The organism is Salipiger sp. PrR002 (assembly GCF_010500775.1).
Taxonomy (GTDB): domain Bacteria; phylum Pseudomonadota; class Alphaproteobacteria; order Rhodobacterales; family Rhodobacteraceae; genus Salipiger.
Map to the genome: position 1 here is coordinate 20,366 of NZ_JAAGOU010000030.1, position 25,045 is coordinate 45,410.

At 65.8% G+C, this 25,045-nt stretch carries 26 protein-coding genes; 6 read left to right on the forward strand and 20 right to left on the reverse strand.

Features of this window, described 5'->3' with window-relative positions; genetic code table 11:
• Nucleotides 1–34 precede the first annotated feature (34 nt).
• The 4 genes from G0A00_RS21075 to G0A00_RS21090 all read right to left on the reverse strand — a co-directional run bounded on the left by G0A00_RS21075 (nucleotide 35) and on the right by G0A00_RS21090 (nucleotide 3,403).
• Nucleotides 35–742 (reverse strand): alpha/beta fold hydrolase, encoded by a 708-nt coding sequence (locus tag G0A00_RS21075; RefSeq protein ID WP_066105130.1) that lies wholly within the window; start codon nucleotides 740–742, stop codon nucleotides 35–37.
• 347 nt (nucleotides 743–1,089) lie between these two features.
• The gene (locus G0A00_RS21080) at nucleotides 1,090–2,121 is read right to left on the reverse strand and encodes an ester cyclase (protein WP_164184376.1); all 1,032 of its coding nucleotides are present in this window, start codon (nucleotides 2,119–2,121) and stop codon (nucleotides 1,090–1,092) included.
• Nucleotides 2,122–2,204: 83 nt separating this feature from the next.
• Nucleotides 2,205–2,633, reverse strand: coding sequence for a VOC family protein (locus tag G0A00_RS21085; RefSeq protein WP_066107003.1), 429 nt, complete (start codon nucleotides 2,631–2,633; stop codon nucleotides 2,205–2,207).
• Nucleotides 2,634–2,665: 32 nt separating this feature from the next.
• Nucleotides 2,666–3,403 (reverse strand): alpha/beta fold hydrolase, encoded by a 738-nt coding sequence (locus tag G0A00_RS21090; RefSeq protein ID WP_164184377.1) that lies wholly within the window; start codon nucleotides 3,401–3,403, stop codon nucleotides 2,666–2,668.
• 392 nt (nucleotides 3,404–3,795) lie between these two features.
• Here G0A00_RS21090 and G0A00_RS21095 point away from each other — a divergent pair, with 392 nt between their 5' ends.
• Entirely contained in the window at nucleotides 3,796–4,419 is a 624-nt protein-coding gene (locus G0A00_RS21095) for a hypothetical protein (RefSeq protein ID WP_164184378.1), read from the forward strand.
• Nucleotides 4,420–4,514: 95 nt separating this feature from the next.
• Here G0A00_RS21095 and G0A00_RS21100 read toward each other — a convergent pair whose 3' ends face one another.
• The 6 genes from G0A00_RS21100 to G0A00_RS21125 form a co-directional block, all read right to left on the reverse strand.
• A complete protein-coding gene (locus tag G0A00_RS21100; protein ID WP_164184379.1) occupies nucleotides 4,515–5,255 on the reverse strand; it encodes a YebC/PmpR family DNA-binding transcriptional regulator in 741 nt (246 codons plus the stop codon).
• A 139-nt stretch (nucleotides 5,256–5,394) separates the two neighbouring features.
• Nucleotides 5,395–7,173 carry an SLC13 family permease gene (locus G0A00_RS21105; RefSeq protein WP_164184380.1) on the reverse strand — a complete coding sequence of 593 codons (1,779 nt, stop codon included), beginning with the start codon at nucleotides 7,171–7,173 and terminating at the stop codon, nucleotides 5,395–5,397.
• Entirely contained in the window at nucleotides 7,170–8,120 is a 951-nt protein-coding gene (locus G0A00_RS21110) for a DMT family transporter (RefSeq protein ID WP_164184381.1), read from the reverse strand. The genes G0A00_RS21105 and G0A00_RS21110 overlap by 4 nt, the downstream gene beginning before the upstream one ends.
• Nucleotides 8,120–8,932, reverse strand: a complete 813-nt coding sequence (locus G0A00_RS21115; RefSeq protein ID WP_066105111.1) for a TIGR00282 family metallophosphoesterase — start codon at nucleotides 8,930–8,932, stop codon at nucleotides 8,120–8,122. Before G0A00_RS21115 ends, G0A00_RS21110 begins: the two co-directional genes overlap by 1 nt.
• Before the next feature lie 180 nt (nucleotides 8,933–9,112).
• Nucleotides 9,113–9,697: a VCBS repeat-containing protein gene (locus G0A00_RS21120; RefSeq protein WP_368667732.1), complete on the reverse strand. Its 585-nt coding sequence runs from the start codon at nucleotides 9,695–9,697 to the stop codon at nucleotides 9,113–9,115.
• A gap of 158 nt (nucleotides 9,698–9,855) precedes the next feature.
• Complete coding sequence (locus G0A00_RS21125; RefSeq protein WP_066105104.1) at nucleotides 9,856–10,179, reverse strand: 2Fe-2S iron-sulfur cluster-binding protein; 324 nt, start codon at nucleotides 10,177–10,179, stop codon at nucleotides 9,856–9,858.
• Between the two features lie 228 nt (nucleotides 10,180–10,407).
• On the opposite strand from G0A00_RS21125, the gene G0A00_RS21130 reads away from it, so the two are divergent.
• Together G0A00_RS21130 and G0A00_RS21135 are read left to right on the forward strand one after the other, a co-directional pair.
• Complete coding sequence (locus G0A00_RS21130; RefSeq protein ID WP_164184382.1) at nucleotides 10,408–10,941, forward strand: peptidoglycan-binding protein; 534 nt, start codon at nucleotides 10,408–10,410, stop codon at nucleotides 10,939–10,941.
• Between the two features lie 279 nt (nucleotides 10,942–11,220).
• On the forward strand, nucleotides 11,221–11,769 hold the full coding sequence (locus G0A00_RS21135) for a CHAP domain-containing protein (RefSeq protein WP_368667733.1): 549 nt from the start codon (nucleotides 11,221–11,223) through the stop codon (nucleotides 11,767–11,769).
• A 112-nt stretch (nucleotides 11,770–11,881) separates the two neighbouring features.
• Here G0A00_RS21135 and G0A00_RS21140 read toward each other — a convergent pair whose 3' ends face one another.
• The 10 genes from G0A00_RS21140 to G0A00_RS21185 all read right to left on the reverse strand — a co-directional run bounded on the left by G0A00_RS21140 (nucleotide 11,882) and on the right by G0A00_RS21185 (nucleotide 20,952).
• On the reverse strand, nucleotides 11,882–12,721 hold the full coding sequence (locus G0A00_RS21140; protein WP_066105097.1) for a fumarylacetoacetate hydrolase family protein: 840 nt from the start codon (nucleotides 12,719–12,721) through the stop codon (nucleotides 11,882–11,884).
• 20 nt (nucleotides 12,722–12,741) lie between these two features.
• Nucleotides 12,742–13,488, reverse strand: coding sequence for an SDR family oxidoreductase (locus G0A00_RS21145; RefSeq protein WP_203595466.1), 747 nt, complete (start codon nucleotides 13,486–13,488; stop codon nucleotides 12,742–12,744).
• Nucleotides 13,489–13,504: 16 nt separating this feature from the next.
• Nucleotides 13,505–14,695 (reverse strand): UxaA family hydrolase, encoded by a 1,191-nt coding sequence (locus G0A00_RS21150; protein WP_164184384.1) that lies wholly within the window; start codon nucleotides 14,693–14,695, stop codon nucleotides 13,505–13,507.
• Nucleotides 14,692–15,027, reverse strand: coding sequence for a UxaA family hydrolase (locus G0A00_RS21155; protein ID WP_164184385.1), 336 nt, complete (start codon nucleotides 15,025–15,027; stop codon nucleotides 14,692–14,694). Before G0A00_RS21155 ends, G0A00_RS21150 begins: the two co-directional genes overlap by 4 nt.
• Nucleotides 15,020–15,355: an L-rhamnose mutarotase gene (locus tag G0A00_RS21160; RefSeq protein WP_164184386.1), complete on the reverse strand. Its 336-nt coding sequence runs from the start codon at nucleotides 15,353–15,355 to the stop codon at nucleotides 15,020–15,022. The genes G0A00_RS21155 and G0A00_RS21160 overlap by 8 nt, the downstream gene beginning before the upstream one ends.
• A gap of 162 nt (nucleotides 15,356–15,517) precedes the next feature.
• Complete coding sequence (locus G0A00_RS21165; protein ID WP_164184387.1) at nucleotides 15,518–16,795, reverse strand: TRAP transporter large permease; 1,278 nt, start codon at nucleotides 16,793–16,795, stop codon at nucleotides 15,518–15,520.
• Nucleotides 16,796–16,803: 8 nt separating this feature from the next.
• Nucleotides 16,804–17,388, reverse strand: coding sequence for a TRAP transporter small permease (locus tag G0A00_RS21170; RefSeq protein WP_164184388.1), 585 nt, complete (start codon nucleotides 17,386–17,388; stop codon nucleotides 16,804–16,806).
• A 69-nt stretch (nucleotides 17,389–17,457) separates the two neighbouring features.
• Nucleotides 17,458–18,450 carry a sialic acid TRAP transporter substrate-binding protein SiaP gene (locus G0A00_RS21175; RefSeq protein WP_164184389.1) on the reverse strand — a complete coding sequence of 331 codons (993 nt, stop codon included), beginning with the start codon at nucleotides 18,448–18,450 and terminating at the stop codon, nucleotides 17,458–17,460.
• A gap of 56 nt (nucleotides 18,451–18,506) precedes the next feature.
• On the reverse strand, nucleotides 18,507–20,246 hold the full coding sequence (locus G0A00_RS21180; protein ID WP_368667734.1) for an Ldh family oxidoreductase: 1,740 nt from the start codon (nucleotides 20,244–20,246) through the stop codon (nucleotides 18,507–18,509).
• A 226-nt stretch (nucleotides 20,247–20,472) separates the two neighbouring features.
• Nucleotides 20,473–20,952 carry an acyl-CoA thioesterase gene (locus tag G0A00_RS21185; RefSeq protein WP_066105068.1) on the reverse strand — a complete coding sequence of 160 codons (480 nt, stop codon included), beginning with the start codon at nucleotides 20,950–20,952 and terminating at the stop codon, nucleotides 20,473–20,475.
• A 322-nt stretch (nucleotides 20,953–21,274) separates the two neighbouring features.
• Between G0A00_RS21185 and G0A00_RS21190 the strand changes: the two genes are divergently transcribed.
• The 3 genes from G0A00_RS21190 to G0A00_RS21200 all read left to right on the forward strand — a co-directional run bounded on the left by G0A00_RS21190 (nucleotide 21,275) and on the right by G0A00_RS21200 (nucleotide 24,990).
• On the forward strand, nucleotides 21,275–22,552 hold the full coding sequence (locus G0A00_RS21190) for an OmpP1/FadL family transporter (RefSeq protein WP_164184390.1): 1,278 nt from the start codon (nucleotides 21,275–21,277) through the stop codon (nucleotides 22,550–22,552).
• Between the two features lie 164 nt (nucleotides 22,553–22,716).
• Nucleotides 22,717–24,459, forward strand: a complete 1,743-nt coding sequence (locus G0A00_RS21195; protein ID WP_235953261.1) for a long-chain fatty acid--CoA ligase — start codon at nucleotides 22,717–22,719, stop codon at nucleotides 24,457–24,459.
• 120 nt (nucleotides 24,460–24,579) lie between these two features.
• Nucleotides 24,580–24,990, forward strand: a complete 411-nt coding sequence (locus G0A00_RS21200) for a MerR family DNA-binding transcriptional regulator (protein ID WP_164184391.1) — start codon at nucleotides 24,580–24,582, stop codon at nucleotides 24,988–24,990.
• Nucleotides 24,991–25,045 lie beyond the last annotated feature (55 nt).

A 25,045-nucleotide genomic window follows, 5' to 3' on the forward strand; every position in this document is an offset into this window, starting at 1 on the left:
CACGGTCAAGCGCGGGTGGTGGGCAACGGCTGGCTCAGCGTGGCTGCGGCAGGGCCAGCCATTCGCGGATCGCGGCGCTGACGCTGTCGGGGTCTTCGAGCATCGGCAGATGCCCGGTGCCGGGAATCATCCGCAGCACCGCGCCGGGGATCAGTTCCGCCAGAAAGCTCTGGCGCTTTTCGGGATAGAGCGAATCCTGCGTGCCTGCGAGCACCATGGTGGGGATGCGCAGCTTGCGCACCGCCGCCTGCTGGTCGCGCCGCCGCTGCAACGCGCGGGCCTGCCGCACAAAGACATCGGGACCAAAACCCTCGGCCATCTCCTGCAGCATCTCCATGATCTCGGCGCGATAGGGGCCGTCGGCAAGGCTGTCCTCGGGGATGAGACTGCGCATCGCCTCGGCGAGCTTGCCGGACCGGGCTTTGATCACCAGCGCCTCGCGGTCGGTGGCTTGCTGCGGCGTATCGGCGAGGGGCGAGCTGCCGATCAGCATCAGGCGCGACACGCGGTCGGGCGCGCGGCGCTGCAATTCCATCGCCACCATGCCGCCAAAGCCGCTGCCCGCCAGCGCCACGCGGCGCGGCAGCACGTCGAGCAGGCTCGAGGCGATCTCTTCGATGCGGTCGCCAAGATGCACCGGCGCGACCATCACCGCCATCTCGCGCGAGAGGTCGGCGATCTGCGGCCCATAGAGACGGGCGTCACACATGGATTCGGGCAGCAGCACCAGCGTGTCAGCCATGGTGCACCTGCCGTTCGTCCGTCATTTCAAATCGTCCTGTAATTCTTGCGGCCTGCGTAATGCGACCTGCGTTATGCGACCAGCAGCCACCAGCACCTTGGGGCGCGACTCGCCGCCCGGTGTGGCACTCTCTGCACCGCCAGATAGCGTAGCGAGAGGCCATTCCCAGTGAAAGCGGGAAACTCCTGCGCAGGCGGGCACTTGCCGGTCGCATTTGGGGGGCTTTTGCGCGTGTGGACCTGTTGGACGGGCGGGCCTGATGCGCATGCCGTGTCTGATGCACGGGCCGGGCCTGTTGCGTGGGCGGGTGAGATCGACGGCTGTGATCGGCAGCGGATACCCGGTGCCTAACCGGCCAGTGCCAGCCCCGGCTGCCGTGCCTCGGCAAGGCCGGTGGCGAGGTGGATCTGCATCCAGACCGCCGCCTCGTCGTAGAGCGACCATTCACGGCGCAGCCCGCCCGGTCCGAACTCCGCCTGACTGAGCCCCATGACATGCACCCGCGCCCCAGTGGGCCGCCCGAAGGCGCCCCAGCCCTCGTGCCGCCCGGTGAGCGACCAGCGCAGCGCGGCGCGCGGCGGCATCAGCGCCACCTCTTCGCCGAGGCAATGGTGCAGCTCGAACCGGGCCGAGGGGAAGGACGCGCGCAGGCCAAGCCAGAAGCGCTCGGCCCCCTGCGGTCCGCGCAACGCCTGCCCGCCCGGACAGTCCAGCCGCGCCGCCGGATCATACTGCGCCGCCGCGCCGGAAAAGCCGCCGTCCATCATCTGCGCCAGCAGCGCGGCAAACCCCTGCCCCCAATGGTTGTCGTTGCCCCGCGCGCTATAGGGGCCCTGCACGTCGACCTCGGGGCGGAAGGGCTGCGTCTCGGGGTCATGGCCCGCGATGCGAAAGCGCGCCCAGTCCCGCACCGACAGACTAAGCTGGCGCAGGAGCGCGCCGGTGTCGCGCACCGCCCAGAGATCGGCGACGCGGTTGTCCTTGGCGTGCAACTCGGCCAGCGCACGGAACCGCAGCCGCCGCCCGCTGGGGGTGCCAAAGACCCCCTCGCCCGCGTGGGTGGCGCTGAAGAGCAGCCGCTGCGCGCCCAGAAGCCCGCTTTTTGGCGCGCCGGAGCAAAGCACATCCTCGGTCTGGACCGAGAGGTCCGGCAGCGCAGAGGCAAGCTCCAGCACCTCGGCGCGCAGCGCTTCGGGGCCAAAGCCAATGCCTTGCGGACGGCGCAGGATCACCTGTGGGTGCCAATGCGCCGCGAGCCCTCGCTCATTACCTGCGTCACCACTCGCGCCGAGATCAAGGCTGCGCCGGGTCCAGACGCCCGCGGCAAGCTTGCGCAGGTAATCCGGGAAATCCCGAAATTGCTGATCGAACCCCTGCATGCGGCCTCCTTCGTGCTGGCCGCATCCTGCGGAAAAGCGGTGAAGAAAGCGTTGCCGCCAGAGAGTTGCCGCCGAAGAAAAGTTCAGTAGCCGCGCCAGCGGAACGCGCCATCCTCGGCGCGCAGCGGCGAGAAGGGGTTGTGGGCGATTTCCCAGACGTGCCCTTCGGGATCGGCGAAATAGCCAATATGACCGCCCCAATGCACCTTGCCCGCGGCGCGCAGCACCTTGGCGCCCGCCGCCTCGGCCCGCGCCATCAGCGCCTCGACCTCCTCGGCGCTGCCGACGTTATGCGCGAGCGTCATGGCGCCATGGCCAAGCGCCTCTTCGGGCACGCCCATGTCTTCGGCCAGCGAGGCGCGGGCATAAATGCCCACCGCCTGCCCCAGCAGGTCATAGACCACCATGCCGGGCATGGCGTCGATGCGCTGCCATCCCAGCGCATCGTAGAACTCCGCCAGCGCCTCGGGATCGGCGGCGGCAAGGGTGATCAGGCTGATGCGCTGTTGCATGGGGGTTTGGGTCATGAGTTTCAGGGCCCTCCTCAGCCGCCGACGTCGATGATGCTGGCCTCGATCTGGGCAAGGTTGTCCGGCTCGGAAAAGCGGTGGTCGGCGCCCTTCACCAAGCTGAGGCGCAGATCGGGGCTGTCGATATGGTCGAGCAGGCGCAGCGCGGTCTCGCGGGTCACCGCCTCATCCTGCGTGCCCTGCACCAGCCGCACCGGCCACGGCATCGGCAGCGGGCTGCGCAGCACGAGGTTCTCGCGCCCGTCTTCGATCAGCTTGCGGGTCACCGCATAGGGCTCGCCATAGTCCGACGGCAGGTAGAGCACGCCTTTTTCCATCACCTCGGCACGCTGCGCCTCGGAGAACCCAACCCAGAAACTGTCTTCCGAGAAATCCGGCGCGGCGGCGATGCCGACAAAGCCGCGCACATCCGCCAGCCGCTGGCTCAGCAGACAGGCGATCCAGCCGCCCATGGACGAGCCCACAAGGATCAGCGGCCCGGAGGTGGCATGTTCGATCACCGCCTGCGCATCCGCCGCCCAATCGCCGATACAGCCCTCCTCGAAGGCGCCGCCGGACTGGCCGTGGCCGGAATAGTCGAGTCGCAGGAAGGCACGGCCACGGGCCTTGGCCCAAGCCTCGAGATGCACCGCCTTGGTGCCTTCCATGTCCGACTTATAGCCCGAGAGGAACACCACCGTGGGCCCGTCTCCGGGGGTGTGCACATAGGCAAGGCGCGCGCGGGGCGTTTCGAGATATTGGGTCTGGGTCATGGTGTTTATGGATCGTCCGACGTCTGAGGCATTGCTGGTCTTGCGGGTCTTTGCTTGGCGCCAAACTGACGCGCGGGCGGCAGCGACGCAAGCCCGGCCACAGGGCATTTGAGAGGGGTTTGAGAGGGCGCTTTCGGGCCCGTTTGCCTGCCTTATTTTTGCACTTGCGAAATCTTGCCGATCCTTGCGCCGCACCGCAGCTTACATCGCACCCGGCAGGGCCCTGAGAACGCTGGGAAAATTCGAAAGAATGTAAATTCGCAAGCACAGTTTCCAAAGGTCTTCTTGTCGCTAGGGCAGCTTGCACAAACCACGCATGGACAGGCCCCGAAAATCCTTCAAACTTTGCGGGCGTATTTGACCACTTTTTCTTTTTTCACCGGAGCATTCCCATGACTGGAGCTGTTGCTACAGCCACCCCCACTTCCGCACCGCATCTTCCTTCCGTCGAGATCGCGGGTCACCACATCCTCGACGCCTATAGCGCGCTGCGCCACGATCTTGATGATCTGCTGGCCGGACATCCCGCGCAACGGGTCGAATTTGTGCTCGCCAATGACACCGACCTCGACTGGCACCGGCTGGGCAGCGCGCTCTTTGCCGGCGACTGGGCCGAGGGCGCGAGCCTGTCGGAGCGCATGCGGGCGCATCGCGCCATCGGCGGCGCAATCGAGAACACCGGCGGCACCGGCGCCGCGCTTGGCTTCAGCTGCAGCCTGCACGACGATATGGCGGGCGAGCTGATCGCCTTCTTCGTGCTGCTGGGCTGCACCTCTGCCAGCGGCGAGCCGCAGGTCGAGCTTTACGCCGACGTGATGCCGCGCGCGGCCTTCGAGGGGATTGCCCGCGACGAGGAAGAGATCGTGCACCGCATCGCCGACAAGCTCGAATCCCGCGATGTCCGCCGCGACGCGGCGCATCTGCATCTGGGCTTCGGCAAGCTTGATCTGGCGCTGACCGCCACCCATTCCGGGGGCGCCAAGGGCGTCGTCGAACTGGCGATCAGCTACGCCTGAGCCACGGCTCCATTCCCGGGGGCGCAGAACGAGAAAGGGCGGGAGTGATCTCCCGCCCTTCGCATGTCTGGTCTCTGACCGGTTTCATGTCGCGCTCAGAGCTGCGACATGACCTCTTCGGAGGCTTCGAAGTTGGTGGTGACGCGCTGCACGTCATCATCGTCTTCCAGCGCATCCACCAGCTTCATCAGCGTCTGCATGGAATCGAGATCAAGCTCGGTAGTGGTGGTCGGCTTCCAGATCAGCTTGGTCGATTCCGATTCGCCAAGCTCGGCCTCAAGCGCCGTCGCCACCTCGTTGAGATCGGTGTCAGCGCAGTAGATCACATGCTCTTCGGCGTCGCTTTCGACATCCTCGGCGCCCGCCTCGATGGCGGCCATCATGATGGTGTCGGCGTCACCGGCCTCGGCCTTGTAGATGACCTCGCCCTTACGCTCGAACATGAAGGCAACCGAGCCGGTCTCGCCGAGGTTGCCACCGTTCTTGGTGAAGGTCGAGCGCACGTTCGAGGCGGTGCGGTTGCGGTTGTCGGTCATCGCCTCGACGATCACCGCCACGCCGTTCGGGCCGTAGCCTTCGTAGCGGATTTCTTCGTAATCCTCGCCGTCGCCACCGATGGCCTTCTTGATGGCGCGCTCGATGTTGTCCTTGGGCATGGACTGGCTCTTGGCTTCCTTGACGGCAAGCCGCAGGCGCGGGTTCTTTTCAGGATCGGGATCGCCCATCTTGGCGGCGATGGTGATCTCTTTGGAGAATTTCGAGAAGAGCTTGGCGCGCACCGCGTCCTGACGGCCCTTGCGGTGCTGGATGTTTGCCCATTTGGAGTGGCCGGCCATGGGGACCTCTTGCCTCGTCTATGTAGTGAATGTGGAATATCGCGGTCTCATACCGCACAGCCCCCTGCCCCCGCAAGCCCGCTGGCCCTGTTTTGCTGGGATATAAGCCGCGACGGGCGCCGCGATGGGCGCCCCCGGCTCAGAGCGGGAAGAAGAGCGGGATCAGCGCCGAGGCAAGAATGCCGATTGTGAGGTTCAGCGGCACCCCGACCTTCAGGAAGTCCGAGAAGCGATAGCCGCCCGGGCCGTAGACCAGCGTGTTGGTCTGATAGCCGATGGGCGTGGCAAAGCTGCAGGACGCCGCCACCATCACCGCCACGACCAGCGGACGCGGGTCGATCCCGAGGTGATGCGCAAGGCCGATGGCGATCGGCGTCACCACCACGGCCACGGCATTGTTGCTCACCGCCTCGGTCAGCACCGAGGTCATCAGGAACACCGCCCAGACCAGCAGCGGCCCCGGCAAGGTCTCGAGCAGCGGCGCGATGGCTCCGACGATCAGTTGCACCGCCCCCGAGGCCTCCAGCGCCGCGCCGATGGCCAGCATGGCAAAGACCAGCGCCAAGAGCTGGCCTTCGACAAAGGAAAACGCCTCGTCGCTGTCAATACAGCGGGTAAAGAGCACCACCGCCACGGCAATCACCGCCAGCGCGAGGATCGGCGCGACGCCAAGCGCCGCCAAAACCACGATGCCGCCCATGGCGCCGATCGCCACCGGCGCATGGCCGCGGCGGAAGGCCCGGGCGGAAGGGCGCGCGACATCGACCAGCGCCATTTCTTCGGCGAGGCGCTTGATGTCCTCGGGCGCGCCTTCGAGCAGCAGCGTGTCGCCGACCCGCACCACCAGCTCGTCGATCTTGCGCCCGATGTTCTGGTTCCGGCGGTGCACCGCCAGCGGGTAGACGCCGAAGCGGCGGCGCAGGCGCAGCGCGCCAAGGCTGCGGCCCACCATCTTGCAGCCCGGCGAGATCAGCACCTCGACCGTGGTGGTCTCTTTCGCCGACAACTGGTCGACCCGGCGCAGCGACTTGTTGCGCTGCAGCGACAGAAGCTCGGTCATCTGCGTGCGCAGCACCACCCGGTCGCCGACCTGCAACTCCACGCCCTCGAGGTTGCGGCGCAGCGACTCGTCGCCGCGCACCACGTCCACAAGGCGCACGCCCTCGCGTTTGAAAAGATTGACCCCCAGCACCTCGCGGCCCACGAGGTCGCTGTCGGGCGGGATCACCGCCTCGGTAAAGAACTTCATGCGCGAACGGTCCGACAGCATCCCCGCCATCGAGTGCCGGTCGGGCAGCAGGAAGCGCCCCACCACGGTCAGGTAAAGCATCCCCCACGCCACGAGGATAATCGCCAGCGGCGTCACTTCGAAGATGCTGAACGGCTCCAGCCCCTGCGCCCGCGCCACACCGTCGACCAGCAGGTTGGTCGAGGTGCCGATGAGCGTGGTGGTGCCGCCGAGGATCGCCGCATAGCTGAGCGGGATCAGCAGCTTCGAGGGTTGCAGCCCCAGCGATTTGGAGATCTGCACGAAGACCGGCAGCATCAGTACCACCACCGGCGTGTTGTTCATGAAGGCCGATGCGAGGATCACCACTGCCATGATCACCGCCATGGCCTTCTTCGGGCGCTGCTGCACCTGCGCCTGAGCATAGGTGGCGAATGTATCAAGCGCCCCGGTGCGCACCAGCGCCCCCATCACCACGAACATCGCCGCGATGGTCCATGGCGCCGGGTTCGACAGCACCGACAGCGCGTCCTGATAGGGCAGCACACCGGTCGCCAGCAGGAAGGCGGTGCCACCGATGGCCACAACCTCGGTGGGATAGGTCTCGCGGATGAACAGGACGAACATGGCCAGCACCGTGGCGATCGTCACCCAGGCCTGGGCGGTCTGGCTCAGCTCAAAAATAGTCATGCGGATATGTTGCCTGTACCTGCGCGCTCGGCGCCATTCTTAACGTCTGTTCCGGCGCTTACAAGAAAGCCCCGAGGCCGCGGCTGCACCAGCGCCATCCCTGCCAACATCATGAGCAGCGCGCCCCAGATCGCCCCGGTGTAGCTCTCGCCAAGAAAGAGCATGGCCCAGCAAAGCCCGAAAAGGGTTACCAGATAGGCCACCTGCACCGCAAACACCGCGCCTGCCGCGGCGACCACCGCCACATAGCCCGCATAAGCCAGCGCATGCAGCGCCGAGCCTGCGAGGATCGCCAGATCGGGGGCGCCCCACGGCGGGCGCGGGTCGATGAACTGGCCGGTGATCAGCGCCAGCGGCAGGGCGATCCCCGCCCCCAGCGCCGAGGCCCCGGCCAGCAGCTTCACCGGATCGAGCCCGCGCATGCCCCAGCGGCCCACCACATTGCCTTCGAGCGCGTAGAACAGCGACGAGATCAGCGCCACCGGCACCCAGCGCGCCATGCCCGGCTCGGGCAGGCTGGCCTGCGGCAGCACCAGCAGCAGCACCGCGCCCAGCCCCAGCGCCAGACCGATGAGGCGCCGCCACGAAAAGCGATCATTGCCGAACAGCAGCGCCATCGGAAAGGCGAACATCGGCACGGCGGAGAGCAGGATCGAGATCAGCCCCGAGGGCAGATGCACCGCCGCAGTGTAGGAGGAGATGCCGGGCAGCACCGTGCCCGCCAGCGCCACGAAGAGCAGCAGCGGCAGATCGCCGCGCGCAAAGCGCAGGCTCTGTCCGCGCGCCAGCGTCACCGCGCCCAGCAGCAGCGCGCCGAGCGCCAGCTGCCAGAACAGGATGCCCACATGGCGATAGCCTTCGGAGACCGCGGTCTTGGCGAACGGCTGCCCCGCGCCCCAGAGCGCCCCCACCGCGATCAGCGCGAAAAAGGGCCAGGCCCGGCGCATCAGGGTCCGGCCTGCTCCAGCCGCCCGCCCTGGCGCACCATATGCACCGCGGTGGCTTTGCCGGTGCGGTCATCGGTCTCGACCACCACGCCCGACAGCGTCGCCTCGCCAAGCGCGGGCTGGAAGCGGGTCTTGCCCATGCCGGTGACGAAGCGGCGCATGGGCTCGGCCTTGTCCATGCCGATGACCGAATTGTAGTCGCCGCACATGCCCGCGTCGGTCAGATAGCCGGTGCCGCCGGGCAGGATCTGCGCGTCGCCGGTGGGCACATGGGTGTGGGTGCCGACGACGAGGCTGGCGCGCCCGTCGCAGAAATGCCCCATGCCCATCTTCTCCGAGGTCGCCTCGCAATGCACGTCCACGAGGATCATCTGCGCCTGCCCGCCCAGCGGGTGGCGCCGCAGCACCTCATCCACCGCCGAGAAGGGATCGGCGAAGGCGCGCTTCATGAAGACCTGCCCCAGCACCTGCAGCACCAGCACCTTGCGCCCGCGGCGGTCGGTGAAGAGCGCGGCACCGCGGCCCGGCGCCTGCTTGGCGAAGTTCAGAGGGCGGATGATGCGCGGCTCGCTCTCGATGAAGGTCAGCATTTCCTTCTGGTCGAAGGCGTGATCGCCCAGCGTCACCACATCGGCCCCGGCTTCAAGCAGGAGCTTGGCGTGGGCGCCGGTGATGCCGGTCCCGCTGGAGGCGTTCTCGCCATTGACCACGACGAAATCGAGCTTCCAGTCGTCGCGCAGTTTCGGGAGGGTCTCGGCGATGGCGGCGCGCCCGGCGCGGCCCATCACGTCCCCAAGAAAGAGTGTTCTCATGCCGCCATGGGTACGCCGCGCGGGCGTGAAAGCAAAGCCCCTTTTGGCGCGGCGCGCTGCCCCGGCGGCGCGCGGGCGGCACGGGTCGGCACGCCTCCGGCGGGCGTATTTGGAAAGAGAAGAAGCGGCGGCGCCGGGCGCGAGGCGCTTTCATTGTTCCGCAAATACGCGGCTGCCCCCTCAGCGGCAGCGCAGCGCCATCTCAGACGCGTCCAGCGACCACGGGCCAAGATCGCGCAGCGTGATCGCCCCGCCCTGCAGCCGCGCCGCGACGAGCCGGTCGAAGCCGCCGTCCGCGAGCACCATCTCGGGGCCCGCACCGCAGTCGCGCAGGCCGCCGGCGATGAAGCTCCAGCCGATGCGGTGATTGCTGAGGCCGGGCTGCGCCGCCACCTCGCGCAGCTGGGGATCGCCCGGCAGGTAGCGCACCACGCGCAGGGTTTTGACCAGATGCGGCCGGTCCACATAGGCCAGTTCCAGCGCGCCATCGCCGTCGAGATCGGCACCGCCAAGCGGCGCGAGCCAGCGGTGGCTCTGGCCAATGAAAGGCGTGGCGGCGCGCAGGCCCTTTGACGTGTAGAGCGCCAGCCGCGCGCCCTTGGCGAGATCGCTTTCGACCACCAGCGCCGCCCAGCCGCCCTCTGGCAGGGCGATCACCCGCGGCGCGATGTCTTCGAAGACGCGGTGCTGCGGCAGGCGGATCAGCGCGGATCCCTGCGGCCCATCGAGGCGCAGCGCGCCCCATTCCACCGCATCGCCGAGCACGCCATGATCGTAGCGCGTCGTCGGTTCGGCATAGGCGGCGGTCAGGCGCTCTGCCGCATGGGCCGCGCCAAGGGGGAGGCTTAGCGCCAGCCCCCATAGCAGGGCCAGCGCCGCACCAAAGGCGCGGCTCCTGCCGCGCCGGGGTCCGAAGCTGCGGCTCAGATCTGCTTTTCCGGCATCTGCACGACCAGCCCGTCGAGCGCGTCGGTGACCTTGAGCTGGCAGGTCAGACGCGAGCGCGAGGGATCGGGCTCGAAGGCGAAATCGAGCATGTCTTCTTCCATGTCATCCTTCGCGGGCAGCTTCTCGACCCAGTCGGGATGCACATACACATGGCAGGTCGAGCAGGCGCAGGCGCCGCCGCAATCGGCCTCGATGCCCGGGATGCCATTGTCGCGGGCGCCTTCCATCACGGTCATGCCGGTCGCAACCTCGACGACATGCTCGGTGCCGCCAAACTCGATATAGGTGATCTTCGCCATCGGCCTTGTCTCCATCATTCGTTCGGCGCGTTGTAGCGCCCTGCCGGGGCTTGGGTCCAGAGCCCACGGCACGACATTCCGCGCAGACACATGCAGAGCTCTGTGATGCCCGTGGCGCGGGCACCTCGGGTCGGGCGCAAAGCGACGCGTCCGGCTTTCGCGCGCTTGGGCGGCTTGCTAGGGTCTGCGGCAAAAGACCCCCTAAAGACCCCAGTGAGACCCGAGCCAATGCCCCCGATCCCTCCGCGCCGCGCGGCCCCCGCCCTTCTGGCGCTGCTTGCCGCCTGCGCCGCGCCCGCACCGGAGGCAGGATCCGCCCTTGAGGCGCCGCTGCCCACCGAGACCGCGCCGGACGGCACCTGCTGGGCGCGCGAGCATGTGCCGGCGATCTACGAGCAGGTCACCGGCGAGGTGCAGGTGGTGCAGGCCGAGATCGCCGAGGATGGCACGGTGATCCGCCCGCCGGTCTATCGCCGCACCAAAGTGCCCAAGCTGGTGCGCCCGCGCGGCGAGATGCGGTTCGAGGCGCCCTGCCCGGCGCAGATGACGCCGGAGTTCATCTCTTCGGTGCAGCGGGCGCTAGACGCGCGGGGCTATTTTCACGGTGCGATCACCGGCGAGATGGATGGGGCCACCCGCGAGGCGGTGGCGCGCTACCAAAAGGAGCGCGGGCTAGAGAGCGCGCAGCTGTCGCTGGAGACCGCAAAGGCGCTGGGGCTGATCGCGGTGGACCTCAGCGAATTGGAGGATTCGGGCGGCTGACTCGGGTTTTGTCTCGCCCCGTCTCTCGCCTGGACACGCGCCCGTGACGCGCCTCCACCCCCAATCTGCCCAGTTTTTAGTCAGGATTTGATCAGATCAGGGCAAGGCCGGCGCCGCAAAGCGGAACATAAAAAGAACGGGTGAGCGGATTTTCGCCGGTTCCAAAGTGATCACATTTTCTTCGATTTGTTACAAACATTCGGTTTACCATTCTGCACGAGGCCGCCGCGGCAACAGTGGCGCTGAGCAGACAACAAAAAGACCGAGGGACATATGCGCGTGACAGACGCCACCCCGAAGGCGCGGGCCTTACCGCTCGCCTGCGCACTTCTTCTGATGCTGACCGCTGCCTGCGCGCAGAAACCCGAGGTTCAGCGTCTTTCCGACATCCAGCTTGATCCGTCCCGCCAAGACCTCGCGCTGCGCGAAGTGGCGGAACTGCAATCGAAGGGCCAACGCGTCTGGTGCGTGCCCTACGCGCGCAACCTCAGCGGCATCAACATCCGCGGCAATGCCGAGACGTGGTGGGGCCAGGCCAAGGACCTCTACAACCGCGGCAAGCAGCCGGCGGTCGGTGCGGTGATGGCGTTCAGCTCCTCGCGCAAGATCCCCATGGGCCATGTGGCGGTGGTCGCCGATGTGGTCTCGCCGCGCGAAGTGCTGGTCGATCACGCCAATTGGCACCGCAACGAAGTCTCGCTGAAGATGGCGGTGCAGGACGTGTCACCGAACAACGACTGGTCGCAGGTGCGGCTGGAGAGCAACCCGGGCACCTTCGGCAGCCCCTATGCGGTCAGCGGCTTCATCTACCCCCACAAGGTGAACTGAGCCAATTTCGGCATTTCCCGAAAAGACAAAAAGCGCGAGGCCCTGCCCCGCGCTTTTGTTTTTCTAGCGCGCGTCTTGCTGGCGGCAGCCCCGAAGCGCTGCCCGCCTATACTTAGTCGTCAGCGACGCAGATCTGCTTTTGGGTGCCGAGCTTTTCGATGCCCAGTTCCACCGTATCGCCAGCCTTCAGATAGCGCGGCGGCTTGAAGCCGAGGCCGACGCCCGGAGGCGTGCCGGTCGAGATGATGTCGCCCGGCTCGAGCGTGAAGAACTGCGACAGGTAGGACACGAGGAAGGGCACGCGGTAGACCATCGTCGCGGTCGAGCCGTCCTGCACGCGCTCGCCGTTCACTTCGAGCCACATGCCGAGGTTGTCGAAATCGCCCACTTCGTCCGGGGTCACCAGCCACGGGCCGGTCGGGCCGAAGTTGTCAGACGACTTGCCCTTCACCCATTGGCCCGCGCGCTCGGCCTGAAACTCGCGCTCGGACACGTCGTTGATCAGGCAAAAGCCCGCGACGTGATCCATCGCGTCCTCTTCCTTGACGTATTTGGCGGTCTTGCCGATGACGAAGCCCAGCTCGACCTCCCAGTCGGTCTTGACCGAATTGCGCGGGATTATGATCGGATCGTTCGGGCCGCAGATCGCCGAGGTGAATTTGGCGAAAATCACCGGCTCGGGCGGCACATCCATGCCGCTTTCGGCGGCGTGGTCGGCGTAGTTGAGGCCGATGCAGATGAACTTGCGGGTGCCGCCGACGCAGGCGCCATAGCGCTGCTCGCCTTCGACCAGCGGCAGCGAGGCCGGGTCGATCGACTTGAACTTGTCCAAGTCGGTCAGCACCTCGCCGGAGAGGTCGGAGACATGCGCCGAAAGGTCACGCAGGTTGCCATCGGCGTCGATCAGGGCGGGTTTCTCGGCGCCGCGGGCGCCGTAACGTGCAAATTTCATGAGGAGGTCCTTCTAAGGTCTTAAGTGGTCCAGCCGCCGTCGATGACGTGCGCCTGACCGGTGGTGAAACCGGATTCGTCGGATGCAAGATAGGCGACCAGCGCGGCCACCTCATTGGGATCGCCCACCCGGCCCATCGGCTGGCGGCCGATGAAGGCCTTGAGCGCGCCCTCGTAATCGCCGGTGTCGCGCAGGCGCTGGTGCAGCGAGGGGCTGTCGACCGTGCCCGGGCAGATGGCGTTGCAGCGGATGCCCTTGGTCACATAATCGGCGGCCACGCCTTTGGTCAGGCCGACGACGGCGGCCTTGGAGGCCGAATAGACCAGACGGTTGACCGGCCCGGTGATCGGCCCCGCCACCGACGACATGTTGATGATCGAGCCGCCGCCGTTCTCCAGCATCCCCGGCAGGAAGGCGCGGAGCATGCGGAACTGCGCCTTGGCGTTGAGGTCGAAGGCAAAATCCCACTCGTCCTCACTTGCCTCGAGCAAGGTGCCCGCGTGCACGATACCGGCGCAGTTGAACAGCACGTTGACGGTGCCGATCTCGGCGGCGAAGGCCTTGATCGCCTCGCCATCCAGCACGTTGAGCTTCTTGGCGGTGATGCCGTCGATCTTGCCAAGCTCTTCGAGCGCCGCGTCATTGATGTCGGTGGCGATCACCTCGGCGCCTTCGGCGGCGAAACGCTCGGCCGTCGCGCGACCGATGCCCTGACCGGCGGCGGTGATCACCGCACGCTTTCCGGCCAGTCTTTGCTGCAGATTCATGACTCCTCCTTTTGCGTCATGCGGCCGGCAGGCAGGCCGGCCCGATAGGTTCGAAACTCTTGTAGGTCAGGATGAACTCCCGATGCCCCAGCGCCTCGGACTTGGTCTGCGCGCCGCCTGCCACGCGGCCCACAAGTTCGAAAATCTCGCGCCCCACCTGCTCGATGCTGCGCTTCCCTTCTATGATGTCTCCGGCGTTGACGTCCATGTCATCAGACAAGTTTCTGTAGGTCTCGGGGTTGGCGCAAATCTTGATGACCGGAGAAATGGCGGATCCGACCACCGAGCCGCGCCCGGTGACAAAGAGCGACAGATGCGCCCCGCTGGCGATCATCTCGACAATTTCGGCATTGTCCGAAATGTTGGGAAAGCCGAAACGCACCTCTCCGTCGGGCACCACATCCATCAGATAGAGCCCGCCGCGCGGCGGCACATCCCCGGGCTTGATCAGCCCAGCGATCGGGCTGTCGCCGGATTTGACATAGGCGCCGAGGCTCTTTTCCTCGATGGTCGAAAGCCCGCCCGCCGCATTGCCTGCGGCAAAGCTGCCGTAGCCCAGCGTCGCGTAATAGCGCTCGGCCTTCTGCACGCTCTCGCGCAGCAGCTGGCCCAGTTCCGGCGTCGCAGCACGTTCGGCCATGATCTCTTCGCAGCCGATCAGCTCGCCGGTCTCTTCGAAGATGCAGGCTGCGCCCGCATCGACCAGCAGGTCAAAAGCCTTGCCCGCCGCCGGATTGCCCGAAATCCCCGAGGTGCCGTCGGAGCCGCCGCAGACCGTGCCGATGATCAGCTCGTCCATGCCCATGGGCACCTGCGGCACCTCAGCCACCTGCGCCAGCGCGCCGCGCACCCAGTCGCGGCCCATGGAGACGGTCGAAGCGGTGCCCCCCGCCTTCTGGATCACCAGCGTCTTGACCGGACGGCCCGAGTCCGCCACCGCCTTCGAGGCCCGCACCTTGTCGAAGCTCTCGCAGCCCAAGCTGACAAAAAGCACCGCGCCCACATTGGGATGGGTGCACAGGCGCTCCATCATCGTCGCCGCGTATTCATTGGGGTAGCAGCCGGGAAAACCGATCAGCTGCACGTCGTCATCGGGAAACCCCGCGACCACCTTGGAGGCTACGAAATGCGCGCATTCCACCAGATAGGCGACGACGACCGTGTTGCGGATGCCCTTGCGCCCGTCCTGTCTGAGCCAGCCGTTCATTGCGCCACCCCCGCCGAGAGACCGTCGGCATCCTGCAGCATATGGGTCGGCGTATAGGCCGAGCGGATGTTGTGCACATGCACATGCGCCCCGGCGGGGATCGCTTCGGTCGCGATGCCGATGGGCATGCCGTATTTCAGGATCCGCGCGCCCTCGGCGATGTCGTGGCGGGCGATCTTATGCGCCAGCGGGATCGGGCGAGAGAGCGTGATCTCACCGCCTTCGAGCGGGACGGCGCTGCCCTCTTCCACCGCCGCGCGGGCGACCAGCACATTGTCCGCCGGGCTGAGCAGCAGAAACGCGCCAAACATGGTGCTGCCGGATTTAGTCATGGTGAAACACCTCCTCGGCCTCGGCCCACCATTCGCCCTCTGCACGGGTCTCGAGCGGGCGCTGCAGCGGCATGCATTTCGACCACCAGTCCTGCGTAACCGGATCGGCGGCCATCTTCGCCATATCCGCGTCGAAGTCATTTCCGACATACTCGAAATAGGCAAAGAGCAGGTTTTCCGGCTCCTTCAGAAAGATCGAGTAGTTGCGGATGTTGCAGGCGGAAATCATCTCCAGAACCTGCGGCCATGCGGCGGCATGCAGGCGCTTGTACTCGGCGATCCCCTCTGGATCGACGGCGATGATCTGGCCGTGACGTTGAACGCTCATCTGGGTCCTCGGCGGCTGGGGCTGACGGAAAGTCCGGGTCTGATCACTCGTGATATTCATATCCGGACATTCTCTTCATATCTAAACTTCAGCCGGTGAGCCTGTCAACGTAAGGCGAAAGGAGGAAAGGCGCGCCGCCCCGCAGGGCGACGCGCGGCTTTGTCAGCGGTAAAGCAGCGTCGGCAGCCACATAGTGATGCCCGGCACGAAGGTGACGAGCAGCAGCACGATCACCAGCGGGATCAGGAAGGGCGCGGTGCCCGACAGCGCCCGCTCGAACGGGATGTTGGCCACCCGGCTCAGCACGTAGAGCACCATGCCCACCGGCGGCGTCAGCAGCCCCAGCATCAGGTTAAGCACCACGATCACCCCGAAGTGCACCGGATCGACCCCGAGATGCACCGCCACCGGCAGAAGCACCGGCACGAGGATGGTGATCGCCGCCACCGTTTCCATGAAGCAGCCGACGATCAGCAGGATCAGGTTGATCAGCAGCAGGATCACCCACGGATTGTCCGACGCGCCAAGCAGCAGGTTCGCCGCCATCTCGGGCACCCGGTTCGAGGTGAGGATCCACGCGAAGATCGACGCCGCCCCAACCACCAGCAGCACCACCGAGGTGGTCTCGATCGTGTCGTAGCTGACGCGGATCAGCCGGCGCAGGGTGAGCGTGCGATAGACCACCGCGCCAAGGAACATGGCATAGGCGCAGGCGGCCACGGCGGCCTCGGTCGGGGTGAAGGCGCCCGACAGGATGCCTCCGACGATGATCACCGGGGTCATCAGCGACAGGAAGGCACGCTTGAAGCTGTGGCCGAGGATCTTCATCGCGAAGGGCTGGTCCCGCGGGAAGCCGCGACGCCGGGCGAAGAAGGCCACCATCAGCATCAGCGCCACCGCCATGACGAGGCCGGGGATGAAGCCCGCGGCGAACAGCTGGCCGATCGAGGCCCCGGCGACGACGCCATAGATCACCATCGGCAGCGACGGCGGAATGATCGGCCCGATGGTCGAGGAGGCCGCGGTGATGCCGACCGCAAAGTCGGTCTTATAGCCCGCGTCGCGCATCGCCTTGATCTCGATAGCGCCCAGCCCGCCCGCGTCGGCCACCGCCGCGCCGGACATGCCCGCGAAGATCACCGAGGCGCCGACGTTCACATGACCGAGGCCGCCGCGCATCCAGCCGACCAGCGCCAGCGCAAAGTTGAAAATCCGCTCGGTGATCCCGGCGGTGTTCATCAGGTTGCCCGCAAGAATGAAGAAGGGCACGGCAAGCAGCGGGAAGCTGTCGACCCCGTTCACCATGCGGTGCGCCACCACCATCGGCGGCACGGTGCCCGACAGGATGAAGGCAAGCGACGCGCCCGCCAGCGCGATGGCCACCGGCACGCCCAGCACGATGAGCACCAGCAGCAGCACGAAAAGAAGTGTGATGGTCATGGTGGATCCTAGTCGATGGCGCGGACGTCGTCCGCATGGGCTTCGGGGTCGATGAGCCGGCTGGTGCCGCTCGACAGGTGCCGCAGACCGTTGATCGCGGAAAAGAGGGCCATCCCGGCAAAACAGACCGCGACAAACCAGTAGACATAGGCCTTGGGCACATCGATCGAGACCATCATGCCGCCGGTGCGCGTGGCCAGTTGTCCCGACAGATAGGCGAGCGTGGCAAAGAAGCCGGTGGTGATCAGGTCAATCACCCCCTGCATCACCCGCCGCAGCGGACGCGGCGCCCAGCGGTAGATGAATTCCACCGCGATATGGCTGTTCTTGCGCGCCGCCATGACCGATCCGGCGAAGGTCACGCCGATCAGCAGGTAGCGGGCGATCTCTTCGGTCCAGCCCAGCGAGTCGTTCAGCACGTAGCGGGTGAAGAACTGCAGGAAGACCACCAGCCCCAGCACCCAGAACAGGCCCAGCACCAGCGCGTCCTGCCAGCGGATGTCGGACAGGTCGATCTCTGCCGCGTCCTCGTCGGCGAGGTGGAGGCTGTGATCCTCGGGGCCGGGCTCTGCCGGTTTTGTGTCGTCATACATCAAAAGCGCCTCGAAATATGAGGGGCGCCCGACCGGCGGCTGCCGGCCGGGCCTTTGCATCGGATCGGATCAGCCGCCGATGGCCTGCAGGCGGTCGTAGGTCTCCTGATCCCAGGTCGCCATGTCGCCGTTGTGCATGACCTTCACCGCTTCGATGAACGGGCCGCGATCCACTTCGTTGACCGTCACGCCCTGCTCGGTGAACCAGTCCTGAAGGCTGTTCTCGGCGTCGATCACCTGCTCGGTGGCGCAATCCGCCGCGTCGTCGAGCACGGTCTCGAGCGCGCCCTGATCCTCTTCGGAAATGCTGGTCCAGGTCGGCCCGCCGACGATGGTCAGCAGCGCATCTGTGATGTGGCCGGTGAGGTTGATGTTGGACTGCACCTCGTAGAACTTCTTGGCCTGAATGGTCGGCAGCGGGTTCTCCTGCGCGTCCACCGTGCCCTGCTGCAGCGCCAGATAGACCTCGGCAAAGGCGATCGGCGTCGGGTTCGCGCCAGTGGCTTTCGGGAACATCATGTAGAGCGGCGCATTGGGCACGCGGATCTTCAGTCCGTCCATGTCCTCAGGCTTGGTGATCGGCGTGTTCGAGGTGACATGGCGCAGCCCGTAATAGGTGAGCGAGGTCACATGGTTGCCGGTGGCGTCGGTGTAGCCTTGGGTCAGCTCCGAGAAGAGGTCGGAATTGCGGAAAGCGTCCCAATGTTCGTAGTCGCGGAACATGAAGGGCGCGCCGCCGATCGCCAGCGGGCCGTAATAGCGCCCGGCGAACAGCTGGCCGGTGTAGATGATGTCGACCGTGCCGAGGCTGAGGCCCTCGTTGATGTCCGACTCCTTGCCCAGCGTCGAAGCCGGGAAGACCTCGATGCCGAGGCGATTGTCGGTGGCCGCCATCAGCGCGTCATTCGCCGCCACGGCGCAGGTGTGATAGGGCTCGGACGCCTCGTAGACATGCGCGAACTTGAGCACGCGCTCGGCCTGCTGCGCGGTTGCGGGCAGCGCCGCGGTGAGGGCCGCCGCAGCGGTCGTCAGTAGTGCCACCGTCTTGGTGATCCGGGTCATTTGGTTCTCCTCCCTAAATTCCCAAAATGTCGGTCCGCTTGCGACACGGACCCTTTTCAGCCGCCCACCACCTCCAATGGCGGGATGCCTTTCTCGGCGGCGAAGCGCCCCAGCGCCTCGACCGCGGTCTGATCGAGCGTCATGCCATGCAGCTTGCGCCGCGCAGCCTCGGCCCACTCCCGGTCGCCCGCCGCCATGACCTCGGCGCCCTGCGCGGCTTTCGAGCCGCGAATGGCGTCGCGGTAGCGACGGATGGTGCCGGTGAAGATGTCGAGCCCGGCAAACGCCGCCGGGTCAAACGCCATGACGAAGGCACCAAGCCCCCGCGGCGTTTCCATGTCGTCGGAAATCATGCCGGGCAGTTCGAAGCTCAGCGGCGCGCCCGACAGGGCGGTGCTGAGGATCTCGGAAATGCCCGCAAGCCCCGCGCCCTTGTAGCCGAACTCACCACCAAGCGGCGCCAGCATGGCGGCCTGCTCGGGGTCGGTGACATTCTCGCCCCGCCCGTTCGAGGCGGTGTCCGCAGGCAGCTCGATCCCCAAAGCGCGGCTCAGCTGCACCTTGTTGAAGGGGATCGCACTGGTCGCCATGTCAAAGAGCCACGGGTCCTGCCCTTCCCCCGCCGGTCCGGCCATAGAGATGGGGTTGGTGCCGTGAAAGGTCTCTGCGCCGCCATGAAGCCGGACAAAACTGTCGGAATTGCAAAAGCAGAACCCCAGCAGCCCGGCGTCGGCGATGGCCTTGGCATAGGCGCCCGCCGCCCCGAAGTGCGAGCTGCCGCGGATCGCCACTGCCCCCGAGCCCGAGGCGCGGGCCAGCGCAATCGCCTTGTCGACAGCAGCATAGGTTGCCCGCGCGCCATGGGCGTCATCACCATCGAGCAGCGCCGCCCCGGCGCTTTCGGACACGAAGCGCAGGTTCGGCGCGGGATTGAGGCGGCCCTTGCTGAAGCCTTCGAGGTAATGCGGCAGCAACCGATAGCCGTGGGTGTCCACCCCCAGCGCCGAAGCATGGCTCAGCGCGCGGATCACCGCAGCGCGGGTCTCGGCATCGCAGCCCGCAGCCTCCATGGCGGCCCCCGCAAAACCCTCCATCTGCGCCTGCATCACCCGCGCTGGCGGGCGCGGCGCGGCGCTGGCCCCTTCCTGCGCAAGGTAGTTCTGCGTGGTGTCGCGGATATGGCTGCGTAGCAGCGCTGCGGCCTCGTCGGTCTGGCCCGCGGCGATCAGGTCGATCAGTTGCTCATGTTCGGCAAAAGAGCGTTCGTTGAGCTCGGGCTCGCGGCTCAGCTTGTTGCGCAGCGCCTGAATGCGGAACGACAGCATGTGATGCGTCTTTTCCAGATAGACGTTGCCGCAGTCGGCAAAGATCGCGTGGTGAAACTCATTGTCGAGCGCCTTGTAGCTGCGTGCGTCCTGCGCCGAGAGCGCGTCGCGCATCCGGGCGGCGATCTCGCGCAGACGCCCCGAAAGCGGCAGCGCCCGCCGCGCAATGGCCAGCCGCAACGCCTCAAGCTCCAGCATTTCGCGCAGCTCGCCAAGGCTGCGGATATCGTCCAGAGACATCTCAAACACCCGTGGGCTGCGGTTCGGGCTGAGGGTGATCATCCCCTCGCATTCAAGCTGCACCAGTGCCTCGCGCACCGGGATTTTCGACATGCCGAGCGTCGCCGCCATTTCGCTCTCGCGCAGCACCGCCCCCATGGGCAGGTCTCCGGCGATGATCTGGTCACGAATGGCGTCGCGGGCACGGTCGGACAGCTTCTGCGCGGGATCGCGCTGAACGGTTGCATCCACGGTCAAGTCTCCTCCACTTGGCCAAACGGTATATGGTATACCAAAGCTGCGTCAACTGTGATCTTACGCCGCGGCAACACATTGCCCGCCCCTGCCCCCTGAGGCGGCCCTTGCCCGACGGCGCAAAAGAAAATGCCCCACCGAAACGGCAGGGCGCTGCAAAAAGGCGCACACAGGCCACACACAAGGCGCAGGGCCAAGCCCGTCCCCGCGGGGACAGGCGGTGTCAGATCTCGCCCGCGGCGGCCTTGCGCATTTCCTCTTCAAACTGGCGGCGCAGTTTCTTGCGCATTCCGGCGGCGTGGTGGCGCTTTTTCTCCAGCTCGTTTTCGACCTTCAGATCCGGCACTTCGGCCGGTTTGCCGTCGTCATCCACCGCCACCATGGTGAAGTAGCAAGAGTTCGTGTGGCGGCGGGTGCCCTTGCGGATATCCTCGGCCTCGACCCGAATGCCGATCTCCATCGAGGTGCGCCCGGCATGGTTCACGCTGGCGCGGAAGGTGACCAACTCGCCCACGTTGATCGGCTGTTTGAAGGTCACCTGATCAACCGAGAGCGTCACCGCGTAGCGCCCGGAAAACCGCGAGGCGCAGGAAAAGGCGACGCGGTCGAGCAGGTTGAGCAAAGCCCCGCCGTGCACCTTGCCGCTGAAATTCGCCATGTCGGGCGTCATCAACACGGTCATCTCTAGTTTGCGCGGGTCCATCGCTTGCTCCGTCACTGGCCTGAACTTCCTGAATTTCCTGAATTTCCTGAACTTGGCGGAGATAGTCCCAAAAGGGCTCCGAAGCACAGGGCTATCATGGACGCGAGGGCAGCTGCCGCAATATTCCGAAACGGGCGATGGAATTGTGCCGCGCTGTGGCATGGGAAGACACAGGGGCCAACAGGCGTGCACCCCCTGACGCCAAGCGCCGCGAAGTTGACCAAGGGTGCCGATTACGTAAACCTGTTGACGCATCCGTAAGGCAGCGCTACCAAGAACCACGGACTTCAGAAATCCGATCGTTTTTAGGGAGGAGCGATCAATGTCTGAATGCGTGAAGCATTCCGCTATTGTGGCGGCGGGAGCGCTATGTGCGTTACTGCCATTAACGGATCGGGCAAATGCAGCCGGGTTCCAATTACGTGAAATGAGCGCCGAAGGCGTGGGCTCTGCCTTTTCCGGATCGACCGCCAAGGCGAGCGATCTTTCGACCATCTACAGCAACCCTGCCGGGATGATGCGTATTCCGGGGGCGCAGGCACAGTTCGATCTGAACTATGTCGCGCCAACCATCGAGTTTTCGGGCGATGCTGGTATGGCCGGCTTCCAATACTCGGGCGGCAACGGCGGCAATGCGGGCGAAGGCACGTTCGTGCCAGCGTTTTACGGGCTGTTCGACATCAGCCCGACGGTCAAGGCGGGCATTTCGCTGACCGTGCCTTTCGGCCTGTCGACGAAATATGACGACGACTGGAAAGGCCGCTATTTCGCCATCGACAGCGAGATTCAGAACCTCGTTCTGACCCCGAGCATCGCATGGCAGGCGACCGAGCAACTGTCGCTGGGCGCCGGTATCCAGATCGGCCATGCCGAGGCGACGCTGTCTCGGGCGATCAACCTGTCGCAGCTTGGAGTTGGGGACGGCCATACCGAGCTGACCGGCGACGGTTGGGGCTATGGCTTCACGCTGGGCATGCTCTACGAGCTCTCGCCGACATCGCGCGTCGGCCTGAGCTATCGCTCGCAGGCGAAATACACGCTTGAAGGCACCGCCAAGATCTCGGATGTGCCGGCTGCGATCGCGGGGATGGTCCCGACGCTGAACAGCTCGGATGCCGAGGCCGATGTCACCATGCCCGACATCGTCTCGATCGGCGGCTATCACGAGATCAACCCGCAATGGGCGGTGATGGGCGATGTGTCGTGGACCAATTGGTCGACCTTCGAAGAACTGCGTGTGAAGTTTGACGATGGCCGCCCCGACGACGTGACCGAAGAGAAATGGCACGATTCCTGGTTCGTCTCGCTGGGGGCCGACTACAAGCCGCGCGAGAACCACACGATCCACTTCGGTGTTGCCTACGATCAGAGCCCGGTGCCGGACTCGCACAGAACGGCGCGCATCCCCGATGCCGACCGTTACTGGGCGTCGCTGGGCTACAGCTATGAGTTCGCGCCGGATCGGGTGATCAACGTCGGCTACACGCGTATCTTCTTCGACAAAGCGGATATCGAGGAAACGACGGACTCCGGGACGCTCAGCGGCACCTATGAAGGCCATGCCGATATCCTGAGTGCCAGCCTGACCTACCGGTTCTGAGCCGCCACCGGGCCCCGCGCAGGCGCACTTGAGGCGTAGCGCGGGACCCGGAAGGCGCCAGCCGATCCACAGAATTGAGACGTGTCTTGGACCTCAAGACATGCCCCCGAAGTCCGCGCCCCGAAAGCGCCGGACCTGCTGCCCTGTACCCGGAGCCCATGCTCATGTGTCCAAATGCCATCGCGCCTGACGAACTGATGCCGACCGGAGAGGCTGGCGCTGCGCCTGCCCCCTCTCGGCACGCCACGGCGCTTGCGGGCGCCTATGCCCGCCCCATCCCCGCGCTGCTCGACGAGGCCGTGCGTCTGCATGGCGACCGCCCGGCCATGCATTTCCTCGGACGCCGCTACAGCTATCGCGAGCTTGGCGCGCTGGTCGACCGCGCCGCAGCGGGCTTTGCCGATCAGGGCGTCACCAAGGGCGTCCGTGTCGGGCTGTGCCTGCCGAATGTGCCCGCCTTCGTGATCTGCTATTTCGCCGTGCTGAAAGCGGGCGGAACGGTGGTGAACTTCAACCCGCTCTACGCTCCGCGCGAATTGCAGCATCAGGTCGAGGACTCGGGCGTCACGCTCATGGTGACCACCGATCTGGCCGCGATTTATCCCAAGGTGGCGGCGCAGCTGGGGCGCGGGTCGCTGAAGCGGCTGGTGATCTGCCCGATGGCCGAAATGCTGCCGCCCCTCAAAGGCCTGCTGTTCCCGCTGCTCAAACGCCGCGATCTTGCGCGGGTGCCGAAGGATGCGCGCCATGTCCGGTTCCGGGATCTGATCCGCAGCGAAGGCCCGGTGCGCGCCGCCCCGATCACCCCCGAGACCGACCTTGCGACGCTGCAATACACCGGCGGCACGACGGGCCTCTCCAAAGGCGCGATGCTGACCCACGCCAATATCGTCGCCAACGCCGAGCAGATCTTTCAGCGGCTGCCGGACCCCAAAATGGGCGAAGAGCGCGTGCTCGCGGTGCTGCCGCTGTTCCATGTCTTCGGCATGACCGTGGCGATGAACCTCGCCGTCCGCATCGCCGCCGAGATCATTCTGGTGCCGCGCTTTGACATCAATGGCACCATCGAGGTGATCGAGCGCCAGAAGCCGACGCTGTTTCCCGGCGTGCCGACCATCTACACCGCGATCAACCACGCGCTGGAAAAGCGCGCGGCCAATCTTTCGTCGCTGCGCTGCTGCATCTCGGGAGGCGCCCCCCTGCCCGGCGAAGTGCGCCGAAAGTTCGAGACGCTGAGCGGCTGCCGCCTCGGCGAAGGCTATGGGCTTTCGGAAAGCTCTCCGGTGGTCTGCTGCAACCCGCTCGACGGCAGCGCGCGCGACGGGTCCATCGGCAGGCCGCTGGCGGACACGCAGGTGGAGATCCGCGACCTCGACGATCCTTCCCGGATTTGCGGCCCGCATGAAAAGGGCGAGCTTTGCGTGCGCGGCCCGCAGGTCATGCAGGGCTATTGGAACAAGCCCGAGGCCACCCGCGACACATTCATCGAAGGTGCGCTGCGCACCGGCGATGTGGGATATGTTGATGAGGACGGCTTTTACTTCATCGTCGACCGGATCAAAGACATGATCCTTTGCAGCGGCTACAACGTCTATCCTCGGGCCATCGAGGAAGCGCTCTACCAGCATCCGGCGGTCGCCGAGGCGGTGGTGATCGGCGTGCCGGACGACTATCGCGGCAGCGCGCCCAAGGCCTTCGTCGTGCTGAAGACGCCGCTCGACGCGCCCGAAGACGCGCTGCACGGCTTCCTGAAGGATTACCTCTCGCCCATCGAGATGCCCAAGCAGATCGAGATTTGCGAGAGCCTGCCCAAGACCCTCGTCGGCAAGCTGTCCAAGAAAGAGCTTGTCGAAGCCGAACGTCTGCGCGCCGAAACCGCCCAATCCGGCGGCACGGTGGCGTCATGAGCTACGTAAACGAGATGACGCGCGCGGAAAAGCCTATCCACGGCCCGCTCCACGGTGGTAGAATCCTTGGTGAGGTGCGGGCAGCGCTTTCGCCTAACCCTTTGCTGCGACAGGTTTCAGATGGACAAGCTCTACTCGATCTCGGAACTTTCGAAAGAGCTTGGCGTGACGCCGCGCACCATCCGCTTCTACGAGGAGCAGGGGCTCGTGCTGCCGCAGCGTGTGGGCACCAATCGGATCTACACCTCGCGGGACCGCGGGCGGCTGATCCTGATCCTGCGCGGGAAGCGGCTTGGCTTCACGCTGAAGGACATCCGGGAATATCTCGATCTCTACGACGCCGACCCGACCCAGCGCGAGCAGATCGACGCGCTTCTGGCCAAGGTCCGTCAGCGCATCCACGAACTCGACGAACAGTTCGAGACGTTGCGCGTGACCCTCAAGGAACTGCGCGAGATCGAGCAGATGTCGCTGGACGCCCTCGAGCGCCACGAGACAGAAACCGCGCCGAAGACCGCGCGGACGTCCTGAACACCCACGGAACCCGCAGGGTTTCGCGCTTCCAAATTCCTCATGCAACTCCGGA